Below are 25,596 nucleotides of genomic sequence, written 5' to 3' on the forward strand. Positions count from 1 at the left end.
TTTAATCTCTAAATTTTTAGGGCAAATAGTTTAGATGTTGGAGTAAATCTAATGATTAACCATAAAGCTTTCTGGTTAGCTTAAAAGTTTTTTTAAATTTTGCATACTGGTGGTAATGCTGGCAAACGGGTCGGCGGGCATATCGTGTTCCACAAAAAAGTGCTGCATACCAGCTTGTTTTGCCTGGGCAAAAATGGTTTTAAAGTCGATGGTTCCGCTCCCAACGGGTTGAATGGTTTGCCGGTCTTGGGTTAAGTCTTTTACGTGCCACAAAGGAAAACGCCCCGGATACTTTTTGAATAAGGCCACCGGATCGTAACCGCCTTTTACCGCCCAGGCTAAATCTAATTCCATTTTTAAATTGTTCGGATCTGTTTGGGCTAATAGCATTTCGTACGGTACCTGCCCCTCTACTTTTTTAAATTCAGCATCATGGTTATGGTAACAGAAAATTAAACCGGCCTTTTTAGCAGCTTCAGCCGATTTATTTAAAACATCTATGGAAGCTTTTACTTCGTCTAGGGTACCAATAGGGGTATTAGCGCAAACTAAATATTTCACGCCACCGGCTGCTGCTTCATCCACTAGTTCCTGGTAGTTATCCCGTAAGTTACGCATGGGTGGGATAGTGATTGGTTTACCATCGGCACCGGTAGGCATTTTGGCACCTGGAGGCAACTTAAAAGGAGCGCCCAAAACGTGGTGCGATTGCCAGGCTAGGCCAATATCTTTGGTAAACTTCGCAAACTCCTGAGCCTTCATGCCGTAGTAACCGCCTTTTTTACTAAAAGCCGACTCTATTTCCTGATAGCCCAAAGCCGCCACTTTTTTTAAATTTCCGGTAACATCCTCATCGATTATGTTAAATAAGGTGAATAATCCTAAGCCTACGGGCCGCATGGCAGCTGGATTAAACAATTTACTGGCCGATAATTGATTAGCCGATAACAAACCACCCAAAGCCATTGCCCCGGATTGTAATAAAAAATTTCTGCGCTTCATGCTAAAATCTTAATTTTTTAAATTTTTATTTTTCCTGTAAATCTGCTAGCCTAAAATGAGTAGCCCTTATTTGGAGCCACCGCTTTTAGCTTGCCCAACAGCATTTCCGGTTGCCTTGTTTTCGTTTTCCTTGGCTTTAAAGATCACATTCGTTACTACAAACAATGATTGGGTAGCCGGGGCTTTGGGGTTTTTAAAGACAAAGTACAGATCATGCAAATTAGTGACAGGCGTTAGCGGAACATTTACAAACTGCGGTGGAGTAGACATTACCGGGGTAGTGGTCGGCACAATCTCTTTTGACGTTCCGAGTAACTTACCCGTAGGCGAATCCTGGTGCACTTCAATAATACCGCCGGCCGCATTCACTTGTTCTTTCGGCGCCATTACCACAAAAGTGAGCTCCTGTATTCCCGTTAAATCAACTTGTTCAAAGCCGATATGCGCCCCCGAACCCGATACAATTACCAGATCCAGCGGTGGATCGGCCAATTTAAACTTTTGAATTTGATGGGTAAATTTAGCAGAACTGGCTATCACATTTGGGTTACGCAGTACCCGGGTTTGCTCTGCGGAAATGCCAGGTATGCCATTGGCTCCCCGGTCGCGGTAAGCGGCCCGTAGTACGTAAACGCCTTTTCCCTGATCCGTGGCGGGTAAAACCGGCGTATAATTTCCTTTCAAGGGCAAAGATTTGGTGGCGGTTTTCTCAGTGGCTAAACTCAAAACATACTTTACCATTTCGGTAGCATCGTTCAGCGCTAACTGCGGATGGGCACTCATCGGTACTTCGCCCCAAACTCCTTTCCCTCCGGATATTACTTTTTTCGCCAAACGCTCCGCAGCACCGTTATCTTTTTGGTATTTCAGAGCTACTTGTTTATAAGCCGGGCCAATTGATTTTTTATCGATACTATGGCAAGCTTTGCAATCGCTGCTTTCCATTAACCGTAAGCCGGTGGCAAATTGGGCAGTGCCCTCCACATCGCGGTGGCCGGGAGCAATGGCCGCCTGGTCAAAACCTTCGGGCAAGTAGTCGATGGTAACCGCCACCTGGGACGGGTAAATTTGACCTGCCGCCAAGCTGCCATCTTCTTTATCCGAAATTTTTACCTGGTAGGTGAGCGGTTTGCCGGGGATAAAGAAACTTTTATTGCCCTGCGTAATATCAAAAGCTAAAACCGGCGGATTATTGCCCGCTTTTATTTCTAAAGATTTGCTACTCTTCTCTCCTTTGGCGTCGGTTACGGTAAGCGTTGCTTTATAAACGCCCGGCTTGGTAAAGGTTACGGTAGGATTTGCCTGGGTAAACGTTTTAAAAGTACCGGCCGCCGAAGTAATTTTCCAATTGTATTCTAAAGCATCGTGGTCAAAATCCTGGGTGCCTTTAGACGACAAGTTCACGGCTAAAGGCAATGCACCCGCCAATTTATTAGCGGCTATTTCCACGGCTGGTTTGCGGTTGCCACCGTTGTATTCAATGCGCACCAAACGGGCATCGTCGTTGGCCTGGAACCAGCCGGAACCGTATTCCAGCATATACATATCGCCTTCCGGACCAAATTCTAAATCCACGGGGTTACTAAACTTATAACTCGGCATAAAACGCTCCATCGACACGTAATTACCGGCTTTATCCAGAGTTACGGCCATAATCCAACCGCGCATCCATTCGTAAATAAATAGTTTGCCGTTATAATATGCCGGGAAAGACCGTTTGGCTTGCGCGAACTGATCCTGGTCATAAACAGGTCCGGCCATAGCACTGCGGCCACCGGAACCTACTAACGGGAATTCCTTGGAAGCACCGTACGGGTACCAGATAAAAGCACTTTTCGCAGGTGGTAATTGATTTAATCCGGTGTTATTAGGCGAATTATTTTGGGGTTTGGCAGCATCAAATTTAGCTCCCGCCTGGTTATTGGTAAAATCAACCTTGCTGTACGCTTTGTTATTGCCCACAAAATATGGCCAGCCATAATTACCCGCTTGCCGGGCCTGGCCTACCTCATCATTACCTTCCGGGCCTTGCTCCGAAGGGTCGTTGGCATCGGGGCCGATTTCGCCCCAGTACACGTAGCCGGTTTTGCGGTCCACGGAAATGCGGTATGGGTTACGGTGGCCCATGGTGTAAATTTCGGGGCGGGTTTTAGGCGTACCTTTAGGGAATAAATTGCCGGCCGGAATGGTGTAGCTACCATCTGGCTCCGGGTGAATACGCAAAATTTTACCGCGTAAATCGTTGGTATTTCCGGATGACTTCTGTGCATCCCAGGGGCTACGCTCCGGACGTTCGTCGATGGGTGCATAACTGGTTGCCCGCGGACTGGTATTGTCGCCGGTAGATAAGAATAAGTTACCTTGGGCATCAAATGCCAGGGAGCCGCCAGTATGGCAGCATTGTTCCCGTTGGGTAGGAACTTCCAGGAGTACTTTCTTGGATTCCGTTATTAGTTCATCGCCGCGAAGTTCGTAGCGAGTTAAAATATTCTTTGCTTCGGAACCAACCGCGGAGTAATACAAATAAAGCCAATGATTTTGCTCAAACTGCGGGTCCTGGGTTAAGCCCAGCAAACCGTCTTCGCCTTCGGTTACTTTGCCTTCTTTATCCGTGTATTTGGTGCTTACCGGAATAGTAGCAATTACTTTGGTTTGGTTAGTACCGGGCGAATACATTTTTAATTTTCCACTGCGTTCAATAAACAAAACGCGGCCATCTTTTAAAACGGTAAGCTCCATGGGTTCGGCCAGCTTTTCGTCGAGCACTACTTTGGTGAAGCGGTTTTCTTCGGGCATTTTCGGAGTGCGAACCTGCGCGTAGTTCAAGGCTTTCGGGTTATCACCGCCTATAGTAAATTTTACACCCGCTACTAAATGCTTTAAAAATAAAGGTTCCGCAAAGGAAGCATCGGTGTGGCCGCCCGCGGTATAAAAAGCCCGTCCGCCGTCAAATTCCTGGTACCAGGCCATTGGGTGATTATCGCCGTTGGTTCCGCCGCGGTAGGTTTTCTCGTCTATCTTAAGCAGAACTTTTATATCCGGACTAATATTTTTGTACGCATAAAACTCGTCTTCCCGCTCCCAGCGTTCAGGTAAAAAACGGGTAGCCGGATTATTTTTATCGACTACCACAAAAGTGCCTTTCTGCACGTTATCCGGCATGGGGTGATTATCGAACCAGGCCCCCGCTAATTTCCCGTACCAGGGCCAATCGTACTCGGTATCGGCGGCGGCATGTACGCCTAAATAACCGCCCCCCGCCTGAATGTACCGCTCGAAGCTGTTTTGTTGTTCAGGGTTTAAAACGTCGCCGGTAGTGCTCAGGAAAATTACTGCGCGATAACGTTTCAGGTTATCTTCATTAAACTTAGTGGCATCCTCGGTAGTATCAACGGCAAAACCGTGTTCTTTCCCCAATTTCATGAAGGCCGTTTTACCGGCCCCAATAGACGTATGCCGAAAGGCGGTAGTTTTACTAAAAACCAGCACCCGCGGTGGCTCCTGGTAAAAAACAAAAGAAGCCAATCCGATAAAGGTTACCAGGAACAATAAAAAAACAGGCAAGAATTTGGAGCGGTAAAAGTAACTTTTCATGGGAGTGCGGGTAAGAGTTACAAAAGTAAATGAGTAATAAAAGCTTTAAACAACCGTAAATAACTAGTAATTAGAATGTGTAAAGTTTACGCAATATAAACATAATTTTTACGGTGTGTAATATTTACGCATTATTTTTTTAAATTTATCTCATGATTTCAGATGCTGAGTTTTTAGAGTTTATTCATAAAGGTCACGAACACTATCTTACCCATTTATCCGTGGATTGCGTCGTCTTTGGCTTCCACGACAATCAATTAAAGCTCTTACTAACCAAAGTAATCAATATAGGCCAGTGGAGTTTACCGGGAGGGTTTATTCGAAAAGAAGAGTCGGTGGATATGGCCGCCAAACGCATTTTGCGGGAGCGTACCGGTTTAGAAAACATTTTTCTGGAACAATTTAAAGTTTTCGGATCGGTGGAACGCAACAATACGCCCGACACGAAAAGAATTGTGCAGGCCATTGATAAAAATATAAACGAAAAAAACTGGTTGTTGCAGCGCATGGTATCGATGGGATATTACGCTTTGGTAGATATCGAAAAAGTAACGCCTACGTCGGATACGCTTTCGGAAGAATGCCGCTGGTGGGATTTAACGGCCTTGCCTCCCCTCCTTTTCGACCATACCGATATTGTGAAAGATGCTTTAAAGGCTCTGCGGCGGCATTTGGCGAACAAGCCCATCGGCTTTAACTTGCTACCCGAAAAATTTACCATGACGGAATTGCGGCGACTCTACGAAACCATACTGGGCCGCCCGATTGACCGGGGAAATTTTGAAAAAAAGATGCTGAAGCTGGGAATTCTGGAAAGGCTGGACGAAGTAAAAAGCAACGTTACGTATAAGGCGCCTTTCTTATACCGGTTTAATACCGCTAAATACCAGGAGCTTCTGGAAGCCGATACCGGTTTTGGTTTTTAGCGCTGACCGTAGCCATACAGTCTTCTAGCCAAAAGGTAAAATTTAAAAAAAACACAGGTTTAGCTAGGTATTCCGGAAAGGAAACAGGTAAAGTTATATTAAACATACAGCAAACTTCCGGGTATTAAAAACTTTGAGGCACATAGCTAAAACACTTAACTAATAAATTAACTAAGTTCCAGAACAGGCTCAGGTTTAATGATTTCGAACTCAATTGCTGGACTTTTGGTGCGTAAATAGGCGAAAAGTTCTTCGGCTTGGGCCAGCCGGGCGGGTGGAGGTAAATGGATGGTATTGCCTGGCGTAAGCAGTGTTAATTTTAAAAATTGCGTAGCATTCGAGTAGGTAAACTTTTCGATTTCGATGTAAGGTATTTTTATGGCTTTACTAAAATAGTTTTTCTTCAGAATCAAATTAGAATCCTGAAATTCTGCCACAGTAGTAAACCACTTAATGGCTACTAGTTCCAGAAAAATTCCTAAACCGAGGGCAAACAACATCGCCAATCCGGTGCCTACGTTATCCTGCATCTCCCGAAATATTAGAACCGGAATGATTGTAATTAGGTGCGTTTTCCAATCAATTTGGGTAAACTTATAGTGGCCCATAAACAAGCTATTTAGACCACAATATATTAGTTTGCTTTTGCCCGGAATAGGTTTTCAATAGAAAGATTTTAAAATACTTCATTCTAAACGCTTATCTAAAAATGAAAAGCAATAAAAAAATATAACAAGTATTTAATAGAGGGATCACGTATGAAATTTAAAAAAATCTTTTCTAGGCCATAACCGAAACCATTCCCAGGGCTATTTCACCCACTGCTTTATTTCCCGTAATTTCTACCTGGTCCAGTATCTGTTCGGGCCGGATACTTTTGGAAAACAACTTCCAGGCTATATCCGGGTGAATAATAACTTGGGTAGCGGGAGTATCTGTCGGATTACTTTGCAAAGTCCATTTATCCGCTTCTTTTACTAAAAACCAATCGCCGCCGGCTTCGGTAGTGATGGATATTTGAATAATCGTTCCGGAATCTGCTTGTACAGACTGGTAAGTAACCGGTAACCCGTGCATAAAAGTGGCAATAAACGGGTAGAAAAAGTGCCGGGTGAGGATGCCGGGCTGGTTTACTGCGTCGCGGATTTGTTGTTGGTGCAGCCATTTCTCGGTGTATTCCCGGGCCAAGTGCAACTCATTTAAGCTTTCCTGTTCGCCAGCCCAGGCCACCGAAAATACGGCTTTTTCCTGCAAATCCAAGCTTTGGTAATACGCAGTAACCAAAGGTCCGGTAAGTTCGTGCAGTAGAATGAGTACGTGAGGGCTTATTCTTTTGCTGGCTTTTACCCAATCGGCATTTAATTGATTGAGCCAATTTACTAAATCTTGATTCGAAGAGATTGCCGGCGGTTGCTCGCCAAAATACCGGTCGCGCTGAGTAGAAAGTACCCGGATATTGCCGTCGAGTAAGTGCGCTGCTACATCTTTCACCCGCCAGAGTTTGGCCACGGTTGGTTTATCCCAATCTTCCGGACGTAAAGATTTTAACAACTGGATCAGCTTGTAATCTAAATCAGCAAACAAATGCTTTATTGCAACCATACTTTTTAACTTTCAGATAATGTCCGGTGCAACGAAAGTCAGGCGGGCAACTTACCCCAAAATAGCAGGAGATTTATTTAATTTAAACCGTTGCCAGAACCGGTTCGCCAAAATAAGGCATTACTTCTTCCGAAAACAGCTCCAGGTTGCGCACCACCTGGTTAGGAGCAATAGCGCCCACTAAGTTAAACCAACAAATAATTCGTTCTACGCCCAATTCTTCTAACTCCTGCAACTTTTCCCGGCAATAGCTTGGGGTACCAAATACGGCCATGTTCTGGTTCATAGAGTCGTAAGTAGTTTTACCTATTCTTTCTAAAAGTACCTGCATTTGCTGCTTCTCGGTCGGGTTGGTCCATTTGTTTGCCTGAGAAGATAATAACAAAGAAGTTACATAGGTAAAGTGTTTTACGGCCGGTTCGGCCGCTCGTCTCACTTTCTCTTCCGTTTCATCGACGAACAAAGGCACCAACAAACTTATCTTATTTTTTGTGGATTGCCCGGCTTCCTGCAACGCATTTTTATAAATAGTTATTAGTTCTTTGGCTTTGGGGAGCGGGTTAATGTGCAAGGCCATTACAATAGGTAATCCTAACTTACCCGCCAGTCTAGCGGTATCCATGCTGTTAGCCGCAAGGGTTATTGGTGGAGAGGGACGTTGCACGGATTTAGGTACCAAACAAATATCTTCGCCCGAGAAAAATTTCCCCTGAAAAGTAAATTTTTCTTCGGAAAATGCCTTTTGGACATAAGCCAACGATTCCTCCAGGCGCTCCCGGCTCTCGGTTAAAGAAATATTAAAGCCGGCAAAATGCGAAGGATTAGAACCCCGACCCACGCCAAATTCTACCCGCCCCTTACTGAGCACATCTAAAGTTGCTATTTCTTCGGCAACGCGCAACGGATGGTTTAAGCCCAATTGTATAATGGCCGTACCCAAGCGCAGCGATTTGGTGCGGGCGGCAATAGCGGCCAACAGCAAAGTAGGACATGGCATAGCCGACATAGTTTGGTTAAAATGCTGTTCCACCGGCCACACCGATTCAAACCCCAGCGACTCGGCCAGAACGGCCTGCTCTATGCTATCTTGATAACGCTGAACGGGAGATTGTTCGGGAGAGCAGGATAGTAAATAATGAATTCCGAATTTCATGGAGATAGAATTTAATAAAGGTTTACTAATTACTTTTATTGAGTTATCGGGGCGCACTATCCAACTATTCCATGAAAATTCGTTTTAGGTACACAAACGGCCGATTGGGGGAGCTTTTTACGCGGTACTTTAAAAATGACTATCAGGAGTAATCTTGTTTTTGGTTTTAGTAAATGCATAGTTGCCTTACCCGACTGGCAAAACCGAAGCGATTACTTCTTATCTTACTTTTTCGTCGTAAAGTCTTTCAATGGCCCATTCCATCAGATTAATAGCCGCTAAACAACCGGCGGCTGTTCCAATATTGCCAGGCATTACGAGATGCTTATCTTCCAGAATATCAACGTCGTAATTTCTTGGCTGGTCCAAAACGGTGGGATAAGTATACATTGAATTATCTAATCAGGAGTAATGCACAAAGGATTTGCAAACCTGTAGCTCCTCGTTGAAAAAAAGCATTTCCGCCGCCTTATTTTTGGTTGCTTTATTTAAATAGTAAATAGTTAAAGTGTTCATGCCAATTAATACGTCTAACAGTTTAAATTCTAAATCCGGAATGCGCTGCAACCCAATGGTCCAGTAAGCTTTTACCGCTTCTTTGTTGGCTAACTTTCCCTGGCTATTAGGTTTCATAAGCAAGGTCATAGGCGTTTCTATTACAAAATCGGCAGAATAGTAGGCTAAAACCGCATTTAAATCATGCGCGTTCCAGGAAGCAATCCATTCCCGGGCGAATTTTTGGGCAAAGTCGAACGTGAGCATCGAATTTAATTTTATATTTTTTACTATTAACACGAGGTACTTTAACTATTTAGTAAGGCCAACTGCTTTCTGGTCGATTTCTTCTGTTCTTTCCGATGAAGCATGATTAGCTACTGTATTTTCGGACAACAACCCGGCGCTTTGAACAGGTTTATTCAAAAAAATTAAATGGTTGAATGCTTTACAGATAACTCCAGATTTTACTTTTTTTAGTACTCTTAAATGAATAGTACCAATGACACATCGGATAAAAACTCAGCACAACTATTAACCAAATCAGGTAGGTAGCAAATAAAGGCAAGCCTTGATTAGGCATGATTCCGCCGGTGCCGTTTTGAAAATTTATTTGTGCCCAGGAGTTACCTGCCAGCAACAAACTAGCTACCGAAATCAGGTGAATAAGGAAAAAATGCAAAACATAATAAAAAAGCGGAACCTGGCCGTAGGTAGTCAAATAATTCGTCCATTTACTTCGCTTTCCATCTATGGCATACAATATTAAAAGGCCCACTCCGAGAGTCATAAGTGCATACAGCAACGAGGGGGGATATTTTGTTACATTTAAAAAAGATATTATCGTAAACAAAGCAGTAGCCTGAACGCTCCACAAAGCAGAATCGCCGTAAATATTGACTAACCTTAACAAAAAGAACACACCTAGGGCCAATAAACCCGTTTTTAACAATATCCGCCGACGCTGTTCCGGATCAAATGAATTGCGGTACAATTCCCCGACACAATAACCCAGGGCCATAATCCCGATCCAGGGCAATACCGGATACATGATAATTAATTTAGTAGAATTGGTAAGGGCAATTAATTTAGGCTGATGCAAAATAGACCAAATAAAATCGAGCAGGGTGCCGGCCGGAAAAGTTATCCCGTCGAGAGCGTTATGACCGAACACTAAGATTAAGCCAATTCCCAAAATTACTTTTTTGGGCAGATAAATCAGACTACTAAGCACCAGCATACTTATTCCAATGGCCCACATTACTTGTAGTTGAATAATCGAAAAAGTTACATCGAACCAAAAAGCAAAGTTTAAAACCGATAACTCCAGAAATAGGAGCCAAAAGCCGCGGGTTAATAAAAAGATACTTAACTCTTGCCGGGTTTTCTTTTGCCCGGACAGGTAAGCCGAAATTCCGGATAGAAATACAAAACTAGGCGCGCAGAAGTGGGTAATAAACCTCGTAAAAAACAAAAATGGCGTTGTCGTCTCTAAATCAACCGGATTATAAAACATGGCATTTATATGCAGATAATCCCGGGTATGGTCCAGCGCCATAATAATCATAACCAGACCGCGCAGCACATCAATGCTGGAAACGCGGGTGTTTACGGCCTTCCGGACCAGGGTAGTAGTAGACATAATTAATTGTTTTTAAATTTTTAGAATGAGTTAATGGGCGGATAGCTGCTGAAATAAGGAATGTAAGTCCGGCAAAGGGCGGGCTTCTACTACCCAGTTATTTACAACTTTTACTATAAAAACTTCCTGAATACTAATAAATTTGTTAGTCGGAGCAATACCCCAAAACTCCCCTTGCTGGGTACCCGTTACCCTTACCCGAGCCACTACCGTCTCGTTTTCGGCTATCAATTCTTCTACTGTCATGTGCAGGTCCGGGAAAGCCGAGAAAAAATAACCTAGGTAATTCGATAAGTTTTCACGACCTGTTACTATTTTTCCGTTGGGAGCTACCGAGTAAAAGTCTTCCGCAAATAGCTGCGCAATAACGTCCAGGTTCTTGCCGTTAATCACCTCGTTAAAATGCCTTTGAACCAACTGCTTATTCGCTTCTAAATCGGCTACCACAATGGAAAAAGATGCTTTCATGGGTTTTAATTCTGCGTTCATAAATTTTTATTATTCATTTAAAGTGACTAAATAAGTGGGAAGAGTAATGCTTGATTTCACTTCTAAAACCTATAATTCTGGTCGCCCGAATAAGGCATTCGCTTCTTTACAAAGGGAAGGATTTGAAGGACCGATTACAATCCCCGAAAAAGGTAGATTTTAGCGGGCAAAGAAGGAACCTGTTAAATCCGGAAAGAAAAAAATCCCCGAAAGTGGGGATTTTCAATAGTTAATAAATAACTCAGAATAAGTCATTTAATGATTATACTTTTTCCATTCGTGCTCTCCCCGAGAAAAGTAATGTCTGGAAAACTTTAATTTAAGTTTTGGTCAAGAATGTATCATTAGTTATAACGAAGGTATTTTTAAGTAATACTTGGTTGAGTTGTAGTTACCGCCTTTACTTTTACCCGAGATTAGAAAAACCAGAGAGCCTGAGTCTATACCAGGCTCAGGCTCGGCTTAATAAAACGGTTATTTTTTAAGCTTTAGGAAATTAAATAATTAACCAAAATGTTTGTTTTTTCCTTATCGTAATAGCAAACCGAATTGTTGACTGGCTTTGGCTCTAACCTTTTCCTGGTATTCGTTCACTTCTTCGTTGAGCAATGTTCGGTCGTTCGATTGGTAAACCATCCGGTAAGCCAGCGAAACCAAGCCATTTTTGGTATATTTATCCAGAACAGTAATACTTTCGATTAAATCCCGCCCGATTTCCCGGCACAACTCACTAAAATCATTGTGTTGGTTCCAAAGACCCTCCGCATTTTCAGCGTAGTCTTGTATCCAGAATGAAATGTCCCGGATAACCGCCGGAAACTTAGAATAAGGCTGAAAAATTGGTAACCCGTGCTTGAACTGATTTAGAAAACGTTCATCCTTGGACCATAAATACCGGATATCCGGAATACTACAATAAGTAAGTAATAAGCGGTCGATGCCTAAACCAAAAGCCCAGCCGGTACCCGAAATACCACCATTCCGGAGAATTTGAGAATGAATGACTCCTGCTCCTAACACTTCTACCCAATTGCCGTTATCCAGCACTTCAATCTGAACCGAAGGGTCTGTAAAAGGAAAAAAATCATCTAACCACCGGTATTCTTTACCCGGAAAAAGATGATGAATCAGTCCCGCTAGGGTTTGCTTTAAATCTTGTAGGGCATCAGTACCAGCCGGTAAAACTTTCACTCCTTCCATCTGGTGGAACACGGGGTAATGCGTTTTGTCGATGGTGTCTTTGCGGTAAACATCGCCGGTAACCAAGAATTTAGTTTCTCCTTGTTTTAGCAAAGTAGTTTGGTGGGCCGAGGTGTGCGTACGTAAAACGTGGTTGCCATCCATGTAATAAGTATCCGTGGCAGCCCGCGCCGGGTGATTGGCCGGAATCAGCAAACTATCGAAATTTTCGTCTAGGGTAACTACTTCCGGTAAAGTATCAAAACAGGTGAAATCCGGGAAATAGTTTTGAATTTTTGTTTTTAACTGACTAACCGGATGGGTTGAATTATTGTGCAGCTTTAACTTTCTTTTTTCTTCTATAGATGGTGAAATATTGTTCATGAGAAAATGATTTATAGTTAAGGAACTATAAGATTTTGGTAAGCAAAGTGATTTTTTGTGGAACTCCTTACAAGAGAACTACTCCCGCCAGGAGCATAGATTAGATACTAGCCCCGAGCGGGCCAAAAAAGAAGAAGGGAGTTAAAGCAATATGTTTCTTTAATATGGACATAGCTTGCGTATGCAATGGCAAAAATAAGAAAAAATAAGTAGAAATTTTAATTATTTTCCTAAAATCAGATTAATCCTGAAAATTCAAATACCGGCACAAATACTACTTCATAGAAATACTATCCGCGCCGGTGTTTATAAACTTGTTAATATAAACTTGCTAAACTGTTACCGGTTTCCGGTCTGCCTGGGAGGAACGCTTTTTAAGTAAAGCCAGAGCGCGTGAATTTCTTCACCGGTCATTTTACCTATTAATTTCCAGGGCATAAAGTCACTGCTACTGGTTCCATCCGGGCGCTTACCTTCGCGTAAGACCCGTTTTAAATCTGATTCCTGCCAAGTGCCCTGGCCCACCGGGATTAAATTAGTGGTAAGCGGCGCACCTGGCGGCCCGGCTACTTTTCCTCCGGGTAAATTTAATCCGCGGCATCCCCGGCGCCCACTCATATCGGCGAGGTAGCGCCCATACGTAATACCAACACTGGGTTGAGCAGAATCCGGGAGGGCGAATTGTTCCGTTTTTCGGCTACTAAAATGTTTAATTTCCCCATGGCTAATAGCGTTCGGCCCATGTAGTAAAACTTCGTGGTCGGAAGCTGAAGGTTAACAGGTGGCAATTGTTTTAGGTAAGAAATAAGGGCGGTTAAATCTAATTTACTCATGTGCACAAAAACTTCGCTGGGCATAACTACCGTGGAGGTACCATTTTTCAGCGTTGGTTTCGAGGTTCCATAATAATGGGTAGTAACGGGCAGGATATGGGTTTCTAAAATGAAATACCATGGATTAAAATCGGCCACCCTTGTTTCTTATAAGTAATAAGCCGCTAGTATTGTAAAGAAACTGGCTTTAACCGTATCGTTAATGACTCACTGAGGATTATGCTTTTTTATTCCCGTTCTCGCGGTATCTTTTACGTGAAGAATAGTTAATTTTTAGTACTCAGTAGGAATAGCACGAAGTATTTGCCAATTGGCGTTACCGGATTCTAAATTCTCAATACCATTCAAATCATTGTTCCTGATTTGAGTAGTATTGTGGGTTTCGGCCCGGTTTTACTCAAACCTGCTTATAGTTGGACCTTTATCTCTATTCTTTAAACCTACGACTTGCTTATTGCTTTATAATCCGGGTAACTTCCCATTGATTGCCCGCTACCACTTTCAACAAGTATATCCCGACTGGCTGCTCCCGTATGGGCAATTCTATTTGTTCTGGTTCGCCGGTAGCTTTTATTTCCTGCTGCCAAACGGGGTGCCCCTCCAAAGTAAAGAGCTGCACATCCAAAATCTGATTTGCCGGCCGGGTGTAAGTTAAGATTAGTTTATCGGTAACCGGATTCGGAAAGGCTTTTACCGACCAGGCCGTAGGTTCTGCCAAAGTTTCTAACACCAGGATGGATGGAGGTACCCCCTGATCTGAAAGAGTTGGGGCGAAAACAGTACCGGTAAGCGCGATTAATTTACTTAGTCCTGCTACGGAGTTAGTTAGATTCCCTTTCAGGGTTCCAGCTGTAGCAGTAGCTTTTAGCCGAACGAATACATCCGTAGCAATGCCATTGGTTACATATTGCGGCAAGGTTAAAGTACTGGTAAATACGCCATCGGTTTTTAAACTAATTTCGAAGCCGCTGGGTGCGGTAATGCTGGCCGTATTGCCACTAGCCAAGTTAGCCGCCACTACTTTATACGATTTAGGTACCGAAGCTTTGTTTTTAACCGCGGTAAAGATTAAGCTAGACGCCGGGATACTCAAAGCCGGAGCGGCTACCGAGCCCTTAACACCGATATTTTTAATAAAACCCGCGATATTATTCTGAATCGTTCCAGTAACAATACCCGTGGTAGTCGTGGCTTTTAGGCGGACTTCCAGTGTGCGGCTAATCGTGCCGGTACTGCTTTGGGTTAGCGTGAGGGTGGAAACAAAAGAACCGGTGTTTGGCAGGCGCACTTCGAAATTCGTCGGAGCCGTTACGGTTCCGGTAACTCCCGCCGCTAAATTAGTAGCTGTAACGGTATAGGTTTTAGCCGCCGATGCCTGGTTCTTCACCGTATTAAAACCCGCTAAACTCGTAGGGTTCACCGTAATAGTTGGTTGCGGCGAAACGGTGCCGCTTACACTCACGTTTTTGGTAATACCCGCCACGGTGTTTACCACGTTCCCCGTTTTACTGCCCGTAGTTGATTGCGATTTTAGCCGTACAAATATCGTTACATTAATGGCTCCCGCCGAAGACGCGAGGGTTTTAATAGTTGAAAATACACTGTTGGTAGTATTCGTTAAACTTACTTCGTAACCGGTTGGGGCGGTAACGGTGGCGCTCCCGTTAGCCGCTAAATTCGAAGCTTGTAACTGGTACGATTGCGCCGCCGATGCTTTGTTAGTAACCGTAGAAAAGCCGGTAATACTGGTTTTACTTACCGTGAGGGCAGGTTGCGGTTTAGCGGTAATCGTGCCGCTTAAAGGAACAGCTTTGGTATTAAGCTGGTTGCCGGTAATTTTTACATCTCCGTTAATGGCACCCACCGGGCTGTTATTCTTAATGGCCACAAATACCTTGGCATTTACTTTACCGTTGCTGGGCGTTAAAACAAACGAGTTAACAAAGGTGGCCGGATTAGAAGAAAGGCTCACCAAAAACCCCGTTGGTGCGGTTACGAACACATTTTGCGCTTCCTGGAAAAGTAAACCCGTTACGAATAAATCAAAGGATTGCGCCGCAGAAGTAGCGCCGGCCTGAACGGCTGTAAAACCGGATAAACTGCTGGGATTTACTACCGGAGTGGGTTTTGCCAGCACGGTAGCTTTTACCGGAATAAATTTTGTTTCGATACCATTACCAACCAGGAATAGTTCGTCGGTAAATGTCTTAATCTCTGAACTACCCTCAAAAGAAATAAATACTTTAAAAGTACCATTACCCGTAAAAGTGAATATTTTTCCGGCTATACCCGTGGGCGTGGCCAGAATTTGAAAAAAATCAGGCGCGTGCAAAAAAGTTTGTTCCGTGGCCCTTAGGCCCGCTAAAATAATGGTTAGTTCTTGCGCAATTGGCAATTGTCCTGGTTGGGCCGTCAAATTAATGGACGAGGGAAAAATTCCTGGATTAGAGGATACCCCACAAGTTAAAGTTATGGTCTTCGTATTAATCTCGCTTCCGGTAATAACCAGAGACTGCGTAAAAATCCCTATATCAAAAGTCCGAGAGAAGGCGACGAAAAACTTAAAGGTTCCATTACCGGTGAATATTAATTCCTTTCCATTAGAGCCATTGGCGGTACTGGTTACCATAAAATTTGCCGGAGCATTTACCTTAGTTTGTGCCGCGGCAGAAACACCGGATATGGTTATAGACATTTCCTTCGGTTCTGCTGTTTGCCCCTGTACTACAGCAAAAGATAAACTAGACGGACTATTAGAAATTGTACCCAGAACAACAGTAGGTTCAACTCTTTTTAGGGCAACTTTGGGATTGGCCCGTACTCCTATATTGGATAGGAGAAGAAAAATGAATAACGTTGCCGATGAAACAACATTCCGCTTATAATAATGGTACATGATAATTTTGTATAAAAGGATTAGACTTGATTAATTATTTTGAAAAGAATGGGGGCGGAACAAAATGGCCGTACCGGAGAATTATTTTTTTATTATTTCCACCGTCTGGCGTTCTGTGCCGGTAATTACTTCCAGGATATAGAGGCCAGCTTTCTGTCCGGTTAAGGAAAGTTTTATTTGTTGATTACCGCCGGGTGCTACCAAGTGGTGTTTTAACTGCGTGTTTCCCTGCAAATCCAGCAAACGGATTTGAACTTCCTGCCGGGCGGGTGCCTCGAAAGCTACAGTGAGTTGGTCCTGCACCGGCACGGGATAAGCGTTTAAACCCGCCAGTACCTGGTTTTTATTCGTTGGCGCGGCGGTAGCTATACTGGTGGCAATGGTGCCTTTTACATTTAAGAAAGCGTTTAGGGTAGTACCGACCACTTCGTGTTGCACAAAACCGGTAACGGTTTTAGCGGTGGAACTGGCTTTCAGGCGCACAAATAGCGCTCCTTCGGCGTTGCCTAAGTTATCGGTGGTAAGGGTTATGGAGGCGGTACTGCCAAAAGTGCCTTTTTGCAAATTGCTTACTTCAAAACCCGCGGGTGCCGTAGAAGTAATGGTAAAAGCGGTGTTGGGGGTTACTTCTTTCAGGAAGGTGCGGTAACCCCGGGGGAACGAAGGCTGGTTTTTAACGGCCGTTAAATTGGTAGCGCTGGTGATACTCAATACAAGTTTAGGTTCTATATCGGCTTTTACGCTGCCACTTACGCTTAACTTACGTACACCGGTTAGCGGGTGAACGTGCAGCACATCGCCGGCGTAATCTCCCACGGCCAAGTCACCTTTTAATCGCACGAATAAGCTAGTCTGTAAATTATTCAGGTTTACTTGCCCGCTAACATCATCGGCATCCGTTCCAATGGTAAAAACTTCTTGGTAAGGACCTTCTTTTTTCGCGCTTACTTCAAAATTCTTCGGGGCAATTATCGTAAACGAATTTATAATCTGACAGTCGTTCGTTGGGAAATCCGAAGCGGTAAAGAGATAATTTTTTGGCTCAGAAGGCTTTCCGGTAGCTTTAATGGCCGTAAGTCCCGTTATATTGTCCGGCGAAACGCCCATGGTTGCTTTTATCTTACCTACTCCACCTTGCAAAAGCACGGTAGCCGTACCGACCTGGTCGTTAAAGAAAGTAGCATCTTCAATATAGTTCCCCGTTTTTAAGTTAGGTTTTAACCGGAAGTAAATCTTTTTAGAATAACTTACTACTTGACCCGGTGTCGGCGGCGCAATAACTAAGGAATGGCTAAAACCAAATGTCCGGTTTAAACTTACTTCAAAGCTCTCCGGGAAATTGATAAAAACTTTCTGGGAACCCGTACTCAGTAGGTTATCGGCTCTCACGGCAGCTGAATCGGCCCGCGGGCTTTCGCCTTCAAAATAGCTGGGAGGCCCGTCGGTTTGGGTGGGTGAAGTAGTACCTAATTGAGTCATGGCTACTTTGGCGGGCAGCGAGAAAACCGTTCCGCTCACCGGAAAGTTAGCCATACTAGTGCTCGGAGAAGTAATAAAAGTATGCTGCACGACTCCTTTATGGCTTCCCGGAAGAATATTATCTTTTAATCGAACAAAAACTTCCTGACTGGAATTTCTTGCAATAAAGGCAGCCGAGATAATAGCAAATGTTTTGAATTCACCCGTTGGCCCCGAAGTATTTCCTTCAAAACCAGCCGGAAAAAACAATTCTATATCTTTCCCACCGGGCATGTCTTTCCAGAACATTGTGTACTTTTGGGCGATAGAGTTTTTTCCTAAAGTGGCCGTAAATCCGCTTAGTTCCGGTTTAGAAAAAGTAATAGTAGGGGCTACAACAACATTGGCCGCATTAAGTCTGGATGTTTTCGGCGGCACTCCCGCTAAAGCATTGTAACCAACTAAAAGCGAAAGAAACAGGGCAATTAATCCCCGGTAATATTTAATTAAGATAGAGCGTAGCATTTTTTCGGAATTTTTAAAATGTTTTAAAAGGAGGAAATTTGATTGAATAAAGAAGAGGTGTCGGAAAAAAGCATTAATATTTAGTAATACCCCGCGACAGCGTAGCATTAATAATTTGGCCCTCGGTAATGAAAAGCGTTTCGCCGGCGGTGTTTTTTACCTGACATTTAAAAGTGCCGTTTACTACTTGGTTGATAGTATCTACCTGGGTTAAGTGAAAGGTGCCGGCCACCAAAGAATAAGAATTAAGCAAATCGCCCAGGTAATCTGGTTTATAACTGCCGTGCGATTTTTGGCGAAAGGACCCACCTTCCTGAAAAGTGTAATCGGCGGGTGCTGAGCCGTTCAGGTTTACATTAAGCGTGCGTTTTTCTTCGTGCATGTTGGTGGTAATATTTAGCCAGGTTACGGCATCACCGGCCTGCCACTTAAAACGGCTTACTGTCCAACCCGAAGTTTTCACGGGAATTCCATTTACTTTAAAAGTTATCCGGTTTTTTACTGCGGCGGTAGGATTTTTTAGTTTAGCTGGAGCGGAGTTTAAACCCTGAGCCTTGTTGCAGCTTATCAGTAACCAAGCCGAAGCAATAATTAACAGAGCGGTTTTGAGGGTGGATGAGAGTAACATTACTTTTAAAAAATTTAATTTTTTATTGTGAAAGGCGGGCAGAGGCATTTTGCCGTAGTTGTTTGCACCGGCAAAATGCCTCTGCCCTGGATTTAAAGGAGAAATTTGTGCAACCAAAGGCCTTACTGGTTGGTATTGGCTATAGGCTCGTTGTACAAGAAATCATCCATAACTACCACATCGTAAGTAGCGGTATCCGTACTACCGGCGGCTATTTTGGCATTACCCGCGTGAATCTTTACTGAGGTTACTTTATCATCCGGGAAATAAACTCCCAAAAATGAAAAACTACTGGCTCCCGACCGGGGTTTAACCGGGTAAATACCCAAGCTTTTATCGCCGTTAAAAAACTCCATAGTGGTGGAACTAGGCAGGTCTACATCCGAGAAAATAGCTCCGAAACCTTTTACAAAAGCATCTTGGTTAGTGCCAGGCACCTTAAAAGTAACTTCTGTAACCGTGGAGCTAATGGTGGCAAAAGTTTTTGCCGGGCTAAAAGTGGCGAACTGCGTACTGTAACTCGGGTCTACATCGTTAAAATTAGTATCGCTGATGCGGAAAGTGGCACCGGGATGGTTGAACAAAATGCCTCTTTTGCGTCCGGCCGGTAAAGTGGGGTCCGGGGAGTTAAAGAAATCAAAAGGGAAAGTGTTCGTGTTGGTAAAAGTGGCGGGTACGGCATCCCAGTTTACTTCCCGGCGGCCGCTGGTTTTACCCGGTTTCGTGTTTAAGGAATCTCCCAAAGTAGATCTGAACCCGGCTAACTTGGCATCCACGTCCTCGGCGGTCGTGAAAACCATAACGGTTGGGGATTTAGGCGTTTCGTTATCCTTTTCATCACAACTTACTAAGCCAACTAAGGCTAAGGCGAGGAAACTGAATTTTCTAACTAATTTTTTCATGATTGTTTAAAGGTTTTCGATTTTAGTTTTAAGTACCGGATTAGCCCGGCGTTTATACCACAAAGAGAGGCATTAAGGGCGGCGGCTACAATCCCCGAAAAAGGTAGATTTTAAAGGATGATTTCCAGAACTGTAAAAATATTCGGGCATATAATCCCCGATTAAGGGGATATTTATTAATAACTAACCCGCTGAATCTCAAAATTTTGTTAATTGCAGAAGAGTAATTGGTTAAATATTCGGTTTGTAAAATGAGTAAATTTTTAACATTCGGGTTCTGCCTGTTTTTACTCAATGGCTCTTATGCGGTCTCCGCCCAAACCTTTATTTTTGATAAGCTAACTACCCAAAACGGACTATCCAACAATAAAGTAAATTGCATCGTCCAAGATCGGCGAGGCTTTATCTGGTTTGGCACCGAGGATGGCCTGAACCGGTACGATGGCAAAGAAATGGTTATATTCCGGAACCGGCCGGAGGATAATTACGGACTTTCGGGCAACATTATCACTGGTTTGCACCTGGACCAAAGCGATATTATGTGGATTGCTACCGCCGACGGCGGATTAACTCGTTACAATTACCGTTTGCCCTACCAGCAGCAATTTAAAAGATACCGGCACCTGCCCCACGACTCCACCTCTATTCCGGTAAATATTATAAACGCCCTGATTGAGGATAAGCAAGGGTATTTGTGGCTGGCCACCAGCGGCGGCGGCATATTACGGTTTAACAAACACTCCGAAAAATTTGATAAAATTACATACCAGGGCGTAAAAACCGCACTTGCCCTGACGGTAAGGCAAGATACTATTTGGGCCGGCATGCAGGGCAGCGGGTTATTAAAAATAGATACCCGTACCTCCCATTCAATTTCGGATGCGAATTACAAAAGTGCTTATCTTAAACTGCCGCACGTTGTGGTTACCTCCTTGTATACCGACCAGAAAAATCACGTGTGGTACGGCTCCTGGGATAATATTTTGTACCGTTATCATGCGGAGGTAAAAAAAGAAGAAAAGTTTCCCATAATAGGGGCACCTACCGCCTCTTTTACCGACGAAGCCACTACTTTTGCCAACGACTACCAGGGTAATCTTTGGATTGGCGGCCGTTACGAAGGCTTACATATTTATAATTACCGGCAAAATTCTTTCCGGCACCTGGGGTCAGACCCGCAAAAAGCTGGCTCGCTTATCCATAATAAAGTTAATTGCCTTTACCGCGACCGCGACGGCATCATGTGGGTAGGAACGGATAAAGGAGTAAGTAAATACAATCCGTACCAACAACAGTTTACTTCACAATTTTTACCGGTAAAAAGCAACGCTACTCAACCCGGCCGCATCTTTGATTTTTACGTGGATGCCCAAGAAACTTTATGGATTGGTACCAGCGACGGCATGTTTAAGAAACCAAAAAATGCGCCTGGTTTTGAGCATATTGTTTTAAAATATCAAGGTACAGAACTGGCGGTCAGCAAATTTCACCAAAGTACCAACGGTGATTTTTACTTAGGTACTAATTATTCTTTGTTTAGATTTAATCCGGCTACGCACGCTATCAACCTCTTACCCGACCAGGCTCATGATTTGGTAATGAGCCAGATTATTGCTTCCCGCATTATTTCGCTGGTAGATTTTAAAATTCACCAGCAGCCAATTCTATTCGCGGTGCCTTACGGACACTATCTTTCTTATTACGACTATGCCCGACAAAGCTGGGTTTCTCGAGCCGATAGTGCCCGGAAGATAGTCACGCGCCTGGATTTGAAGGATAACTTAATTCGTAAACTATATAAAAGTCGGGATGGTAAATTATGGATGGCTACCGCCAAAAACGGTTTAGCCGAACTTATCTCTCTGCCTTACCCCCATTTTATTTATTATCAGAACGATCCTGCCAACTTTAAATCCCTCAGCAGCGATAATGTGTACGATATTGCCGAAGATTCCCGGCATAACTTATGGGTGAGTACTTACGGCGGCGGCCTAAATTACTTCGAACGCGCCACCCAAACGTTCCGTCATATTTCGGAATCGCCTAATCTGTTGCAGGGAATTGCGGTGGATAAAAAAGGAAAAGTATGGATGGTAGCTAATGGCAATTTATACGGGTATGATCCGGCTAAAAAGCGTTTTTCGTCGTACCATTTACTGGATGTAGAAGATACAGGGGGGCTTAATGGAACCATTTACCAGGATGCGGCCGGTACTATTTACGTCGGCAGTGGCCATTATTTCGTTCAATTTAAATCGGAAAAAATTAAAGACCCAATGCCCCCGAGCAAGCCGGTATTTACTGATTTCCGGATATTTAATGTTAATCGTAATGAGTTACTGCGGCAAAAAGCCATTAAACTTAACTACAATCAAAACTTTTTTTCACTTAAATTCTCTTCGCCTAATTACTTAAGCCCCGACAATATAAATTATAGTTATCAACTGGAAGGTATCGATAAAAACTGGCACAACGTGGGTAGTACCAACATTGCCGGCTACACCAATTTGCCCCCCGGTGATTATTTGTTTAAAGTAAAAGCCAATACCGGCACGGCCAGTTCTTCGGACCAGGTAAGCACCATAGTTATTACCATTGTACCTCCTTTCTGGCAAGTTTGGTGGTTTTATGGTTTGGTGATAGGTTTTATCTCTTTAATAATTTATTCTATTTACCGTTATCGCATCGAGCAACTTTTAAAAAGACAAGCCATCCGCAACAAAATTGCCCAGGACTTACACGACTCGGTTGGCTCTACGTTGAGTAGTATTTCGGTTTACAGCCAGGTAGCCCAAATTAAAAATGCCGCCGCCGAAGGACCGGAATTAAATAGTTTACTCACTAAAATCAGCACCATTTCCAACGAGATGATTTCGGAAATGAATGATATTGTGTGGGCCATTAACCCGGTTAACGACGGGATGGATAAAATAATCGGCCGGATAGAGTCATTCGGCCGGCCGTTGCTGCGCGCCAATAACATTAACTTTAGCATTAACCGCGAAGATTTACCACCCACCATTGATGTGGGAATGGAAAAAAGCAAAGATGTTTATTTAATCCTAAAAGAAGCTTTAACCAATTGCGCCAAACATGCTGCCGCCAAAAATGTAGAGCTTACTTTAAAGCTGCAACACAAGCATATTGTCATGCAAGTAAAAGATGATGGCCGCGGATTGCCCACCAGCCCTAATTTAACTCCTTCGCTGTCGGGTAACGGGTTGCGCAACATCAGAAACCGGGTAAATAATTTAAAGGGCCAATTAAAAGTAACTTCTGGGCCTACCGGTACCACGCTCGTTATCGATTTTAGAATCACCTAATTCGGGGATTGTTTGCCACCGGAAATAATAACAGCTTTGTAAATAATCTAAAGAAACCGACAAAGTTTGGTTGGTTGCTATTATATTCTATACTATTGATTTACAATCAACTAAAAACCTTTATCTTATACTTAATTTCCCAAACACCCGAAGCTATGCCTTTAAAAATTATTATTTTCGATGATAACATCAATATTCGGGAAAGCATTACCATGCTTTTAAGCACCGTAAGCGATTTTAAAGTTGTGGGCGCTTTCAGTAATGTACTAAATTGCCTCGCGGACATCCGCAAAACCCAGCCCGATATTATTCTCATGGATATTGCCATGCCCGAAATGACCGGGATTGAAGCCGTGAAACTGATAAAACAAGAATTTCCGCACATTCACGTGCTCATGCAAACCGTTTTTGAAGACGACGAACGGGTATTTGATTCTATATGCAACGGGGCTTCGGGGTACATTTTAAAGAGTTTCCTTAACACCAATTTAATTCACGCTATCCAAGAGCTACAATACGGCGGCGCTCCCATGTCGCCGACCATTGCCCGCAAAGTACTCAACAAACTAAAATCCGGAAGCCCGGTAGAAGCACCGGAACGGAACGACTCGTATCATTTAACCAGCCGGGAAAAAGAAATTCTGACTTGTTTGGTTGATGGTTTAAGTTATAAAATGATTGCGGCCAAACTGTTTATCAGTTACGAAACCGTGCGCTCGCACGTAAAAAATATCTACGAAAAGCTGCACGTGGCCTCCTTAACCGAGGTGGTGGCCAAAGCCATTAAGCAGCGATTGGTGTAATTTTGCTTTTCTAAGCAGTAAATACAAGATTTCCTCTAACAAGCAGAAGTGGATTATGGTAGCCTTGCAAATAATCTTCAACCGTAAGAGAAATAAATTTTCCAACTGGCTCAAACTGCAAGTTGCTTTTTTTTACAAATTGACCGATTCGGGTAATAACCGGAAGGACAACCGGTGATAAGGCGTTGTTCCCACTTCCTGAATCGCCTGCCGGTGTAATCGCGTCGGATAGCCGGCATTCTGTTCCCAACCATACCCGGGAAACTGTTCGGCTAATTTTGTCATGATGTCGTCCCGGTACGTTTTGGCCAGTACCGAAGCCGCCGCAATAGAAAAATATTTGCGGTCGCCTTTTACAATACAGGCGTGCGGAATACCTGGGTACGGAATAAATTGGTTTCCGTCTACAATTAAAAATTCCGGGGGAGTTGGTAGCTGATTTAGCGCTTGATGCATCGCCAGAAATGAAGCTTTCGAAATATTTATTTGATCAATATCGCCCGGTGATACCTCGCTAACCGCCCAACTAACGGCCTCCCGGCAAATTTCTTCGCGTAAAGTTTCCCGTTGTTTTTTAGTGAGCAGCTTAGAATCCGTTAAAATAGGGTGGAAATAATCTAAAGGTAAAATTACGGCGGCCGCTACTACCGGACCAGCCAAACATCCCCGACCGGCTTCATCCAAACCAGCTTCCAATTTTAAACCGCTGTAATTAGCCAACAAAGTAGCTTTTTCTTTCGCCAAGGTAACCGTTGTAATAAAAGTTTAATTAACTAAATAATGATTAACAAATTAAAAGAGTAAAACTTAATCTGCTAAAAAATTGCCTGAATTTTATTCATCGATTATTTAAAAGGAAAGAACTTCGTTCCATCTTCCTCCGCATGGCTGCTCTACATTCTTAATATAAAATTAATATAAGGTTTTTGGCACTTATAAAGGTTTTACCTTATAGTTAGTACTTTATATTAATAAATAAAAATATAACTTTTTTATATTTTAAAAATTTTACCTCAAATGCCTCTTTAATTTTAAATTAAGCAAAATAAAGACAAAACACTAAGCGATATTCCAGTATTTTGTTATTTAACAGCCATTTACCTAATAAAATCATTTTAGAATCTCACAAAAGAGCAGATTTAATATTACTAAATTGTTACGCCTTCCATAATAAAAAATAAGAAATTTCCGATACGAAAGTAAACATTACCGCATTACTCCCGTATTAGCTTTACACTAGTAACCAATACTATAACTTACCATACATTTTAATATAAAATCCGAATAATGGAGGAAAACCTGAACGAGAATTGGCATAACGAATCCGAAAAAGCTACCCACGTTATTCCGGTTATAGAAGAACACGTACAGGTTGGCAAAAAGATAGTAGAGACCGGACGCGTACGGATTATTAAAACCGTTCACGCTGAAGAAGCACACGTAGAAGCTCCGTTGTTACAGGAAGAAGTACAAATAGAACGGGTTCCGGTAAATCAATACATTGAGACCGCCCCTTCGGTACGCTATGAAGGCGAGGTAATGATTATTCCGGTAATCCAGGAAGTAGTGGTAATTGAAAAGCGGTTAATGCTGGTAGAAGAAATTCGCGTGCATAAACAACAAGTACATACAAATGTGTCGGAAACTATTACGCTTCGGAAAGAAGAAGTAAAAATAGAACGAATAGACACGAATAATTTAACTAACGAAACTTTTTAATTTTTATAATTCTAATTCTATTAACCTAAACTAAAAACACATA

The 25,596-nt window shown here is 43.1% G+C and carries 21 protein-coding genes; 4 read left to right on the forward strand and 17 right to left on the reverse strand.

Translation table 11 applies throughout. The features are described from left to right. Window positions 1-75 precede the first annotated feature (75 nt). Together AHMF7605_RS06950 and AHMF7605_RS06955 are read right to left on the reverse strand one after the other, a co-directional pair. A complete protein-coding gene (locus tag AHMF7605_RS06950; RefSeq protein ID WP_106927757.1) occupies window positions 76-1,002 on the reverse strand; it encodes a sugar phosphate isomerase/epimerase family protein in 927 nt (308 codons plus the stop codon). 66 nt (window positions 1,003-1,068) lie between these two features. Next, complete coding sequence (locus tag AHMF7605_RS06955; RefSeq protein WP_106927759.1) at window positions 1,069-4,596, reverse strand: ThuA domain-containing protein; 3,528 nt, start codon at window positions 4,594-4,596, stop codon at window positions 1,069-1,071. Between the two features lie 152 nt (window positions 4,597-4,748). On the opposite strand from AHMF7605_RS06955, the gene AHMF7605_RS06960 reads away from it, so the two are divergent. Continuing rightward, on the forward strand, window positions 4,749-5,522 hold the full coding sequence (locus AHMF7605_RS06960; RefSeq protein ID WP_106927761.1) for an NUDIX hydrolase: 774 nt from the start codon (window positions 4,749-4,751) through the stop codon (window positions 5,520-5,522). Window positions 5,523-5,689: 167 nt separating this feature from the next. On the opposite strand, the gene AHMF7605_RS06965 is transcribed toward AHMF7605_RS06960, so the two are convergent. From AHMF7605_RS06965 to AHMF7605_RS07025, 14 genes are all read right to left on the reverse strand, one after another. Beyond that, window positions 5,690-6,130, reverse strand: a complete 441-nt coding sequence (locus AHMF7605_RS06965) for a hypothetical protein (RefSeq protein WP_106927763.1) — start codon at window positions 6,128-6,130, stop codon at window positions 5,690-5,692. A gap of 172 nt (window positions 6,131-6,302) precedes the next feature. Beyond that, the gene (locus tag AHMF7605_RS06970; RefSeq protein WP_106927765.1) at window positions 6,303-7,124 is read right to left on the reverse strand and encodes a maleylpyruvate isomerase N-terminal domain-containing protein; all 822 of its coding nucleotides are present in this window, start codon (window positions 7,122-7,124) and stop codon (window positions 6,303-6,305) included. An 82-nt stretch (window positions 7,125-7,206) separates the two neighbouring features. Next, window positions 7,207-8,277 carry an LLM class flavin-dependent oxidoreductase gene (locus AHMF7605_RS06975; RefSeq protein ID WP_106927767.1) on the reverse strand — a complete coding sequence of 357 codons (1,071 nt, stop codon included), beginning with the start codon at window positions 8,275-8,277 and terminating at the stop codon, window positions 7,207-7,209. Window positions 8,278-8,496: 219 nt separating this feature from the next. Further along, on the reverse strand, window positions 8,497-8,667 hold the full coding sequence (locus AHMF7605_RS29635) for a type 1 glutamine amidotransferase family protein (protein ID WP_158267462.1): 171 nt from the start codon (window positions 8,665-8,667) through the stop codon (window positions 8,497-8,499). A gap of 12 nt (window positions 8,668-8,679) precedes the next feature. Next, a complete protein-coding gene (locus tag AHMF7605_RS06980) occupies window positions 8,680-9,039 on the reverse strand; it encodes a nuclear transport factor 2 family protein (RefSeq protein WP_106933373.1) in 360 nt (119 codons plus the stop codon). Window positions 9,040-9,220: 181 nt separating this feature from the next. Beyond that, entirely contained in the window at window positions 9,221-10,414 is a 1,194-nt protein-coding gene (locus tag AHMF7605_RS06985; protein WP_106927769.1) for a DUF1624 domain-containing protein, read from the reverse strand. Between the two features lie 30 nt (window positions 10,415-10,444). After that, the gene (locus AHMF7605_RS06990) at window positions 10,445-10,903 is read right to left on the reverse strand and encodes an ester cyclase (RefSeq protein ID WP_106927771.1); all 459 of its coding nucleotides are present in this window, start codon (window positions 10,901-10,903) and stop codon (window positions 10,445-10,447) included. Between the two features lie 528 nt (window positions 10,904-11,431). Continuing rightward, window positions 11,432-12,466 (reverse strand): PheS-related mystery ligase SrmL, encoded by a 1,035-nt coding sequence (srmL, locus tag AHMF7605_RS06995; RefSeq protein WP_106927773.1) that lies wholly within the window; start codon window positions 12,464-12,466, stop codon window positions 11,432-11,434. Between the two features lie 339 nt (window positions 12,467-12,805). Continuing rightward, window positions 12,806-13,084 (reverse strand): hypothetical protein, encoded by a 279-nt coding sequence (locus AHMF7605_RS07000; protein ID WP_106927775.1) that lies wholly within the window; start codon window positions 13,082-13,084, stop codon window positions 12,806-12,808. Continuing rightward, entirely contained in the window at window positions 13,081-13,437 is a 357-nt protein-coding gene (locus AHMF7605_RS07005) for a hypothetical protein (protein WP_106927777.1), read from the reverse strand. Before AHMF7605_RS07005 ends, AHMF7605_RS07000 begins: the two co-directional genes overlap by 4 nt. A gap of 313 nt (window positions 13,438-13,750) precedes the next feature. Next, window positions 13,751-15,994, reverse strand: coding sequence for a T9SS type A sorting domain-containing protein (locus AHMF7605_RS07010; protein WP_158267463.1), 2,244 nt, complete (start codon window positions 15,992-15,994; stop codon window positions 13,751-13,753). Window positions 15,995-16,276: 282 nt separating this feature from the next. Further along, entirely contained in the window at window positions 16,277-18,178 is a 1,902-nt protein-coding gene (locus AHMF7605_RS07015; RefSeq protein ID WP_158267464.1) for a T9SS type A sorting domain-containing protein, read from the reverse strand. Between the two features lie 73 nt (window positions 18,179-18,251). Further along, the gene (locus AHMF7605_RS07020; protein WP_146153530.1) at window positions 18,252-18,806 is read right to left on the reverse strand and encodes a hypothetical protein; all 555 of its coding nucleotides are present in this window, start codon (window positions 18,804-18,806) and stop codon (window positions 18,252-18,254) included. 122 nt (window positions 18,807-18,928) lie between these two features. Continuing rightward, the gene (locus tag AHMF7605_RS07025; RefSeq protein ID WP_106927784.1) at window positions 18,929-19,708 is read right to left on the reverse strand and encodes a hypothetical protein; all 780 of its coding nucleotides are present in this window, start codon (window positions 19,706-19,708) and stop codon (window positions 18,929-18,931) included. A 251-nt stretch (window positions 19,709-19,959) separates the two neighbouring features. Here AHMF7605_RS07025 and AHMF7605_RS07030 point away from each other — a divergent pair, with 251 nt between their 5' ends. Together AHMF7605_RS07030 and AHMF7605_RS07035 are read left to right on the forward strand one after the other, a co-directional pair. Then, window positions 19,960-23,031, forward strand: a complete 3,072-nt coding sequence (locus tag AHMF7605_RS07030; RefSeq protein WP_106927786.1) for a sensor histidine kinase — start codon at window positions 19,960-19,962, stop codon at window positions 23,029-23,031. 155 nt (window positions 23,032-23,186) lie between these two features. Further along, window positions 23,187-23,834 carry a response regulator gene (locus AHMF7605_RS07035; RefSeq protein ID WP_106933374.1) on the forward strand — a complete coding sequence of 216 codons (648 nt, stop codon included), beginning with the start codon at window positions 23,187-23,189 and terminating at the stop codon, window positions 23,832-23,834. A 132-nt stretch (window positions 23,835-23,966) separates the two neighbouring features. On the opposite strand, the gene AHMF7605_RS07040 is transcribed toward AHMF7605_RS07035, so the two are convergent. Further along, window positions 23,967-24,578: a ribonuclease HII gene (locus AHMF7605_RS07040; protein WP_233218968.1), complete on the reverse strand. Its 612-nt coding sequence runs from the start codon at window positions 24,576-24,578 to the stop codon at window positions 23,967-23,969. Between the two features lie 543 nt (window positions 24,579-25,121). On the opposite strand from AHMF7605_RS07040, the gene AHMF7605_RS07045 reads away from it, so the two are divergent. Then, window positions 25,122-25,553 (forward strand): YsnF/AvaK domain-containing protein, encoded by a 432-nt coding sequence (locus AHMF7605_RS07045; RefSeq protein ID WP_106927788.1) that lies wholly within the window; start codon window positions 25,122-25,124, stop codon window positions 25,551-25,553. The last annotated feature ends 43 nt before the right edge of the window (window positions 25,554-25,596 follow it).

Origin of the sequence: Adhaeribacter arboris (assembly GCF_003023845.1) — a bacterium.
GTDB classification, from domain to species: Bacteria; Bacteroidota; Bacteroidia; order Cytophagales; family Hymenobacteraceae; genus Adhaeribacter; species Adhaeribacter arboris.